The 8,402-nt window shown below is 74.5% G+C and carries 7 protein-coding genes; 2 read left to right on the top strand and 5 right to left on the bottom strand.

The window, feature by feature from the left end; genetic code table 11:
- Nucleotides 1–89: 89 nt before the first annotated feature.
- Complete coding sequence (locus AC07BS_RS32815; protein ID WP_478935307.1) at nt 90–1,535, bottom strand: alkaline phosphatase PhoX; 1,446 nt, start codon at nt 1,533–1,535, stop codon at nt 90–92.
- A 187-nt stretch (nt 1,536–1,722) separates the two neighbouring features.
- Nucleotides 1,723–3,252 (bottom strand): hypothetical protein, encoded by a 1,530-nt coding sequence (locus AC07BS_RS32810; RefSeq protein ID WP_478935306.1) that lies wholly within the window; start codon nt 3,250–3,252, stop codon nt 1,723–1,725.
- Between the two features lie 320 nt (nt 3,253–3,572).
- Between AC07BS_RS32810 and AC07BS_RS32805 the strand changes: the two genes are divergently transcribed.
- Both AC07BS_RS32805 and dapA read left to right on the top strand, forming a co-directional pair.
- Nucleotides 3,573–5,417 carry an endonuclease/exonuclease/phosphatase family protein gene (locus AC07BS_RS32805; RefSeq protein ID WP_478648758.1) on the top strand — a complete coding sequence of 615 codons (1,845 nt, stop codon included), beginning with the start codon at nt 3,573–3,575 and terminating at the stop codon, nt 5,415–5,417.
- Nucleotides 5,418–5,527: 110 nt separating this feature from the next.
- Nucleotides 5,528–6,418, top strand: a complete 891-nt coding sequence (dapA, locus tag AC07BS_RS32800; RefSeq protein ID WP_478935305.1) for a 4-hydroxy-tetrahydrodipicolinate synthase — start codon at nt 5,528–5,530, stop codon at nt 6,416–6,418.
- Here the strand turns inward: dapA and AC07BS_RS32795 are convergent.
- The 3 genes from AC07BS_RS32795 to dapD all read right to left on the bottom strand — a co-directional run bounded on the left by AC07BS_RS32795 (nt 6,397) and on the right by dapD (nt 8,349).
- Nucleotides 6,397–7,083, bottom strand: a complete 687-nt coding sequence (locus AC07BS_RS32795; protein ID WP_478935304.1) for a hypothetical protein — start codon at nt 7,081–7,083, stop codon at nt 6,397–6,399. The two genes, dapA and AC07BS_RS32795, sit on opposite strands and share 22 nt — an antisense overlap.
- Nucleotides 7,080–7,226, bottom strand: a complete 147-nt coding sequence (locus AC07BS_RS32790; protein WP_478648558.1) for a hypothetical protein — start codon at nt 7,224–7,226, stop codon at nt 7,080–7,082. Before AC07BS_RS32790 ends, AC07BS_RS32795 begins: the two co-directional genes overlap by 4 nt.
- 127 nt (nt 7,227–7,353) lie before the next feature.
- Entirely contained in the window at nt 7,354–8,349 is a 996-nt protein-coding gene (gene dapD, locus AC07BS_RS32785; protein ID WP_478648556.1) for a 2,3,4,5-tetrahydropyridine-2,6-dicarboxylate N-succinyltransferase, read from the bottom strand.
- Between the last annotated feature and the right edge of the window lie 53 nt (nt 8,350–8,402).

Genomic DNA, 8,402 nt, shown 5'->3' with positions numbered 1-8,402 from the left:
CTCCCCCCCCCCCCCCCCCCCCCCCCCCCCCCCCCCCCTCCCCCCCCCCCCCCCCCCCCCCCCCCCTCCCCCCCCGCCCCGCGGGCGGCTCAGGCCGCGCGGTGGCCCTGGCGGCGCCACGGGCCGGTGATCGCGAGCATGATCCCGGGGTCCTGGATGTTGGCGAACAGCGTCCGTCCGTCGGGCGAGAAGGTCACCCCCGTGAACTCGCTGTACTCCGGCTTCGCCGGGGTGCCCAGGTTGAGCTCGTTCCGCGCGATCGGATACGTGCGCCCGTCGTCGAGGGCCCCGAACAGGTGCTGGACGCCCTCGCCGTCCTCGGCTATGACCAGGCCGCCGTAGGGGGAGACGGTGATGTTGTCCGGGCCGTCGAAGGCGCCGTCGCGTCCCGGGTCCTTGTTGACGCCGAGCAGCACCTTCAGCGTCAGGGTCCGGCGGCGCGGGTCGTAGAACCACACCTGGCCGTCGTGCTGGACGGGGCTCTCCTCGCGCGCGTAGGAGGACACCACATAGGCGCCACCGTCGCCCCACCACATGCCTTCGAGCTTGCGCGCCCGGGTGACCGCGCCGGCCCCGAACTGCCGGCGGACGGAGACGGTCCGCGCGTCGCGGTCGGGCACGGTCACCCAGTCCACCCCGTAGACCGTGCCCACGCGTACGGCCCGGGACAGGTCGTCCACGAACCGGCCGCCGGAGTCGAAGCACTTGAAGGCCTGCAGTACGCCCGCGTCGTCCGCGAGTGTGCGGAGCCGGCCCCGGCCGTGCCGGAATCCGGCCGGCGGGGTCCAGCGATAGAGGAGCCCGTTGGGCCCGGCGGCGTCCTCGGTGAGGTAGAGGTGGCCGCGGCGGGGGTCGGTGACGACGGCCTCGTGGGCGTACCGGCCCAGCGCCTTGACGGGCCGGGGGGCGCGGTTCGCCCGCCGGTCGTGCGGGTCGACCTCGAAGACGTAGCCGTGGTCCTTGGTCATACCGTTCTGACCGGCCTTGTCCTCGGTCTCCTCGCAGGTCAGCCAGGTGCCCCAGGGGGTGCTGCCGCCCGCGCAGTTGGTGGAGGTGCCCGCGACGCCGACCCACTCGGCCACGTGCTCGCCGTGCCGGGCGACCTCGACGACCGTACAGCCGCCGGCGGCCGCGGGATCGTAGACGAGCCCCTCCTCGAGCGGCACCGGGTACTTCCAGCCGGCGCGCGGGCCCTTGAGCTCGTGATTGTTGACCAGCAGCGTCCTGCCGCGCGTCCCCTCGAACGCGGCGGTGCCGTCGTGGTGGGAGGGCGTGGGCCGGCCCGACTCCAGGCGGGTGACGCCGGCGCGCGTCACGACGCGGTAGGAGAAGCCGGCGGGCAGCGCGAGGAGGCCCGCCGGGTCGGGCCGCAGCGGCCCGTACCCGGGCCGGCCGGGGCCCGCGGCGGCCTCCGGTCCGGCGGCCAGCGCCCCGGGGGCGCTCGCCAGCGCTCCGACGCTGCCGGTCAGGGCCACCCCGGCCCCGGCGAGGGCGGACCGCGCGGCGAACTCTCTTCGACTGAAGCCGGTGCTCATCGTCATCTCCAAGGGCGACACGGCCCGGACCACCCGGGACTCCGCCGCCAGGCTTCCCGTGCCCGTGGAACAGACGATGAACACACTTCTACGGGGGTGCGACGAGCGCCCGGCGGCCGGCACGTGCCGGCCGTGCGCCCCGGCGGGGCCCCGGGACCCCTTCGCCACGCCGCCCCCGCGGCGGGGATCAGCGGCGGGAGCGGGCCTTGAACGCCGCCTTCCGGGCGTCCTTCGCCACCTTCTTGTCCGGGTGGAGGCGCCCCATCGCCTCCAGGACCTCCGCCGTGGCGGGGTGGTCCACCCGCCACGCGGCGTCGAAGAAGCCGCTGTGCCCGCCGACCAGGCCGACGACCAGGCCCCGGAGCTCCTCCGAGCCGGCCACGGCGTCGTCGCCGCGCGCCGCCAGCTGGGCGGCGATCGTGTCGATGGTGAGCCAGAAGACCATGGCCTCGCCCGGCTCGGGGATGTCGGCGGCGCCGCGCTCGGCGAGCCAGACCCGGGCGAGGCCGCCGAGCTGCGGGTCGTCGAGGACCTCGCGCAGGGCGGGCTCCGCCTCGGGGCCCAGGAGGGCCAGCGTCTGCTGGCAGACGAGGCGGCGGCGGGGCGCCTCCTCGTCGGCGCCGTGCGCGGCGGCGAGGAGCTCGCGGGCCGCGTCCAGCGGGGTGCGGCGGGCGAGCCAGAGGTCGGTCTCGGTGCGGACCAGCGCCTCGGGGTAGTGCGGCAGGGCCATGAGGAGGTCGCTCGCGCCGGCCTCGGCGAGGTCGCCGACGACCGGGGCCTCGACGCCGGCGTCGAGCATGCGGGCGCGCACGCCGTAGAGGCCGAGCGGGGTGAGGGCGACCATGCCGTAGCGGGCGACGTCCTCGTCCTCGGGGAGGTCGGAGGTCACGCCGTCGACGGACTCGCGGATGTGGCCCTCGCCGTCGATCTCCTCGATGAGGGACTCGTCGACGGGCCGGTAGCGCACCAGGCCGGTGGGCTCCAGCAGCCGGAACTGGTCGTCGAGGCGCATCATCGCCTCGGAGACCTCCTCCAGGACGTCGTCCGTGGGCTCGTCCATGTCGTCGGGGACGATGAGGGAGGCGGCGAGCGCGGGCAGCGGCACGGTGCGGCCGGCCTCGCCCTCGTCGAGGGCGGTGAGGAGGTAGAGGTTGCCGAGGATGCCGTCGAGGAAGTCGGCCTCCTCCTCGGGGTTCCAGTCGATCGCGTCGAGGTCGATGTCCCCGGTCTCGGAGAGCTGGTCGACGAGGTCGCCGAGGTCGGGCGCGGCGGCGTCGGCGAGCACGGTCTCCAGGCCGGTGAGCCACAGGTCGAGGACGTCCTGGGGGCTGCCGGAGGTGAGCGTGGCGAGCTCCTCGCCGGCCCGGGCGACGCCGGCCGTCTCGTCGTCGCCGGGCTCCGCCCCCTCCGCCGCCGGCTCCCCCTCCGCCGGCTCCTCCTCCTCGGTGAACTCCACCATCCCGGTGTCGAGGGCGAGCTGCCAGGCCTCGGCCGCGTACGTGGTGCCGTCCTCGTCGTCCGCGAGCCCCAGCAGGGCGGTGGCGGTGGTGAGCTGACCGGCGAGCAGTTCGCCGCCCGCGCCGACCGGGGTGCCCTCGCCGGCCCAGCGGGCGAGCCGCGCGGCGCGCGCGAACAGCGGGGCGCCGAGGGCTTCGCGGGCGAGCTCCGCGTCGGAGGGGAGCCGCACCGGCGGCATGGTCGGGCGGTCTGCGGACATCAGGGGAGTCATCTCCTCGTCGTGACGGCCGGGCCGGCCGCACGGATCGTCGTGGGGCGCCGCGCGCGGTCGCCGGCGCGCGGGGTCCCAGCCTAGACGTGTTTCGTCCCGAGCCGCCCGGTTCATGGACCCGTCATCGGAACGACGGCCACCGCTTACCCCGGAACCCTTGACAACGACCCTGCTCAGACCAGAAATTGACGCGCGTAGATTGCATATCGCCCGTGCACACCGTGTAATCACCCAGCACCACTCAAGATCACGAGACCGCGGTCTTTCGATCCACCCCCCTCATCACTCCCCTTCCGGAGGATTCCGTGCTGCCCAACCGCCGTTCCCCGCGCCCGCGCCGCCGCGCCGCGACCGTCGGCACCCTCGTCGCCGGCGCGCTCGCGGCCGGCCTGCTCGCCCCCGCCCACGCGAGCGCCGACGGCGGCCCCGCCGTCCGCATCCACGACATCCAGGGCACCACCCGGATATCCCCGTACAACGGCGCGCAGGTGAGCGACGTTCCGGGCGTCGTCACGGCTGTGCGCGACTTCGGCTCGGCGCGCGGCTTCTGGTTCCAGGACACCGACCCGGACCACGACGACGCGACCAGCGAGGCGGTCTTCGTCTTCACCGGCAAGACCCCGCCCCCGGTGCACGTCGGCGACGCCGTGCTCGTCTCGGGCACGGTGAGCGAGTACTACCCCGGCGGCGAGCCGGCCGGCCTCCAGTCCGTCACCCAGATCGGCAAGGCCACCGTGACCGTACGGTCCTCCGGCAACGCCCTGCCCGCGCCCGTCCGGCTGCGCCCGTCGCTCATCCCCGACCGGTACGCCCCCGACGCCCGCGGCGGCTCCATCGAGAAGCTCCCGCTGCGGCCCGGCCGCTACGCCCTCGACCGCTACGAGTCCCTGGAGGGCATGCGGGTCGAGGTCCGCGACGCCCCGGTCGTCGGCGCGACGAGCCCCTACAAGGACCTGTGGGTGACCGCCGAGCCGCGCCACAACCGCACCGGCCGCGGCGGCACGCTCTACGGCGCGTACGCCGACCCCAACGCCGGCCGGGTGAAGGTCGCGTCGCTGCTCCCCTACGCCCAGCACCCCTTCCCCGTGGCCAACGTCGGTGACGAGCTCACCGGCGCCACCACCGGCCCGCTGGACTACGACAACTTCGGCGGCTACACGATCCAGGCCACCGAGCTGGGCGCGCTCAAGGACAACAAGCTCGCCCGCGAGACCACGCGCAAGCAGCGGAACGACGAGCTGGCGGTCGCCACGTACAACGTGGAGAACCTCTCCCCGAAGACGCCGCAGGCGAAGTTCGACCGGCTGGCCGCCGCGCTGGTGACCAACCTCGCCTCGCCCGACGTCGTGGCCCTCGAAGAGGTGCAGGACAACGACGGCACCGCCAACAACGGTGTGGTGGACGCCGACCAGACGCTCAAGAAGCTCACCGACGCGATCTCGGCGGCCGGCGGACCGGCGTACCAGTGGCGCCAGGTCAACCCGGTCGACGGCCAGGACGGCGGCCAGCCGGGCGGCAACATCCGTACCGCCTTCCTCTTCAACCCCGCGCGCGTGACGTTCAAGGACGTCCCGGGCGGCGACTCCACCACGCCGGTGAAGGTCGTCCGTGACGGCGGCAAGGCCACCCTGTCCGCCTCCCCCGGCCGGATCGACCCGGCGAACGCGGCCTGGGCGAACAGCCGCAAGCCGCTGGCGGGCCAGTTCTCCTTCCGCGGCCAGGACGTCTTCGTCGTCGCCAACCACTTCAACTCCAAGGGCGGCGACCAGGCCGTCGAGGGCCGCTTCCAGCCCCCGGCCCGCACCTCGGAGACCCAGCGCACCCAGCAGGCGCGGGCCGTCAACGCCTTCGTCAAGCAGCTGCTGGCCGCCGACCGCAAGGCGAACGTGATCGTCGCCGGCGACCTCAACGACTACCAGTTCTCGCCCGCGCTCACGACGCTCACCTCGGGCGGCGTCCTCACCGACCTGGTCGGCGAGCTCCCGCGCAAGGAGCGCTACGGCTACGTCTTCCAGGGCAACTCCCAGGTGCTGGACCACATCCTGACCAGCCGCCACGTCGGCCGCGTCGACTACGACATCGTGCACGTCAACGCCGAGTTCGCCGACCAGGCCAGCGACCACGACCCGCAGGTGCTCCGCTGGAAGCCGTAGCAATGCTTAGCGGTGTCGGGCAGAACATTTAAATAGACCTGTACGGTCGAAGGGGCCCAGAATCCGGTGACGGCACCTTGTGCAGCCTCACCACCCTGGAGCGTGAACGCATGTCGCCCACCCGTCCCTTCGGCCGTACCGTCTGCGCGATGGTCACCCCCTTCACCCCCGGAGGAGAGCTCGACCTCGACGGGGCCCAGGCCCTCGCCGACCGGCTCACCCGCGAGGGCGGCTGCGACGGGCTCGTTCTCAACGGCACCACGGGCGAGTCCCCCACCACGAGCGACGCGGAGAAGACCGCGCTGATCCGGGCCGTGGCCGAGGCCGTCGGCGACCGCGCGCGGATCACCGCCGGCGTCGGCAGCTCCGACACCCGGCACACCGTCGAACTGGCCCGGGCGGCCGAACGCGCCGGCGCGCACGGCGTGCTGGTGGTGACCCCGTACTACAGCAAGCCCCCGCAGGAGGACGTCGCCGAGCACTTCCGGACCGTCGCCGACGCGATCGGCGTCCCGGTCATGCTCTACGACATCCCCGGCCGCACCGGCACCCGGATCGAGCCGGAGACCATGCTGCGGCTGGCCGCGCACCCGCGCATCGCCGGGGTCAAGGACTGCGCCTACGACCTGGCGGGCAGCTCGCGCGTCATCGCGGAGACCGACCTCGCCTACTACTCGGGCGTGGAGGAGCTCAACCTCCCGCTGCGCGCGGTGGGCGGCACCGGCTACGTCAGCACGGTCGCGAACGTCGCGGGCCCGCTGCTGGCCGCCGTCCTCGACGCCTTCGACCGCGGCGACCACGCCGGCGCGACCGCCCACCACCAGCGCGCGCTGCCGCTGTCCGACCTGATGATGGGCGCCGGCCTGCCGGGCACGGTCACCGCCAAGGCGCTGCTGGGTGCCCTCGGCCTGCCCGGCGGGCCGGTACGGGCGCCCCTGCGCCCGGCGGCCGCGGAGCGGACCGCTGCCCTCCTCGCGGCCTACAACTCGCTCTCCCTCTGATCCTGGCCGGTCAGCTTCGCCAGCCGGCCCTGGAACCAGTCCAGCCGGGCCTGCAACAGCGCGGCCTCCGCCATCAATTCGGTGACGACCGCGGCGTCCGCCTCCGCCGACGTGTCCCGCGGGGCCCCGCCCTCCTCCGCCGTGATGGTCAGCGCTCCGCCGGCCAGCTCGCCGAACTCCGCGAACGTCACGCCCCGGTGGACCGGGGCACAGCCACCGCAGTCGGCGACCACCGCCCGCCATCCGGGCCGCCCCCAGCCCGCGTCGACGAACCGCATGGCGGTCCGGCCGCAGGCGCACCGCCCGACGCGCACGCCGCGCACCCGCTGGCGCGCGTAGCGCATGCCGAGCTCGTAGCGGATGTACGCGCCAAGCACGGCCACCTCCAGCACCACGGCGCGGCGGTGCGCCCCGACGCAGGTGAGGCCGAGGGTCTCGGCGAGAGAGTGGAGGCAGTGGAAGCCGCAGTCGCAGCGGCGGGCGGGGGCGGTGTGCCGCCGCCCGTAGACGCAGCGCGCGTCGGCCAGGACCCCGTAGGGGCTGCCGCCGCCGAGGGAGACCCCGGTGAATCCGGCCCGGCCGCCGTCCTGGGAGAGCACCGGATACGCGATCTTGTAGCCGGTGGGCGGGGTGGCGGGCCGTTCCCGCGGCAGCCGCGGCCTCACAGCGCGGCGGCCGTGGCCTCGGCGGCGGCTTCCTGGCGCGCCACCGGCTCCCGTGCCTCCTCGCACTCCCGCGTCCCGTCCGCCTCGCCGCTCACCGGCTCCTCCTCGGCGATGCCGACGGCCAGTGGTTTCCCGAGCCTCATGACGCCTCCCGCTGGGGTCGGTTCCGCTGCACGGCCCTCATGGTGACGCAGTTTGTCCCGAGATCGCCAGAGCGGCCGGGCGGCGGGCTTCCCCGCCGCACGGCCGCTCCGGGCGTGCGGTTCCCGCTCAGTTGTGGCTGTGCAGGATCTCGTTGAGGCCGCCCCAGCTGCTCTTGTGGGGCATGGCCTCGACGGCGCCGGTGGTGGAGTTGCGGCGGAAGAGGATGTTGTCGGCTCCGGAGAGCTCCAGGGCCTTGACGACCTGGCCGTCCGGCAGGGTGACGCGGGTGCCGGCGGTGACGTAGAGGCCGGCCTCGACGACGCACTCGTCGCCGAGCGCGATGCCGATGCCGGACTCGGCGCCGAGCAGGCAGCGCTCGCCGATGGAGATGATCTGCTTGCCGCCGCCCGACAGGGTGCCCATGGTGGAGGCGCCGCCGCCGATGTCGCTGCCGTCGCCGACGACGACGCCCGCGCTGATGCGGCCCTCGACCATGGAGGTGCCCAGGGTGCCGGCGTTGAAGTTGACGAAGCCCTCGTGCATGACGGTGGTGCCGGAGCCCAGGTGGGCGCCCAGGCGGACCCGGTCGGCGTCGGCGATGCGGACGCCGGAGGGGGCGACGTAGTCGGTCATGCGCGGGAACTTGTCGATGCTGGTGACCGCCAGGTGCAGGCCCTCGGCACGGGCGTTCAGGCGCGCGGTCTCGACCTGGTCGACGGCGACGGGGCCCAGCGAGGTCCAGGCGACGTTGGCGAGCAGGCCGAAGATGCCGTCGAGGTTCTGGCCATGCGGCTTCACCAGGCGGTGGGAGAGCAGGTGGAGGCGGAGGTAGGCGTCGTGCGCGTCGAGCGGCTTGTCCTGGAGCGAGCCGATGACCGTGCGGACGGCCACGACCGTGACGCCGCGGCGCGGGTCCGGGCCGACGGCCTTGAGGGCGGCCTCGCCCAGCAGCTCGGCGGCGCGCTCGTCGGTCAGCCGCTCGGTGCCGGCCGGGCCGGGCGCGTCGGCCAGCTCGGGGGCCGGGAACCAGGTGTCGAGCACGGTGCCGTCGGCGGCGATCGTGGCGAGGCCGGCGGCGACGGCGCCGGTGGTGGGGGAAGCGGGGGCAACAGCATCGGTCATGCCCGAAAACCTAACCGGACCGGGCCGCTCAAGGCGAACCGGCGCCGGATGGC

The organism is Streptomyces sp. NPDC044063, from assembly GCF_056434285.1.
This window is presented reverse-complemented; position numbering and strand designations above follow the sequence as displayed.

Excerpts from the sequence above, each read along its gene's own strand:
- AC07BS_RS32815 (WP_478935307.1), bottom strand. The coding sequence starts at position 1,535 with ATGAGCACCGGCTTCAGTCGAAGAGAGTTCGCCGCGCGGTCCGCCCTC.
- AC07BS_RS32810 (WP_478935306.1), bottom strand. The coding sequence starts at position 3,252 with ATGTCCGCAGACCGCCCGACCATGCCGCCGGTGCGGCTCCCCTCCGAC.
- dapA (WP_478935305.1), top strand. The coding sequence starts at position 5,528 with ATGTCGCCCACCCGTCCCTTCGGCCGTACCGTCTGCGCGATGGTCACC.
- AC07BS_RS32790 (WP_478648558.1), bottom strand. The coding sequence starts at position 7,226 with ATGAGGCTCGGGAAACCACTGGCCGTCGGCATCGCCGAGGAGGAGCCG.
- dapD (WP_478648556.1), bottom strand. The coding sequence starts at position 8,349 with ATGACCGATGCTGTTGCCCCCGCTTCCCCCACCACCGGCGCCGTCGCC.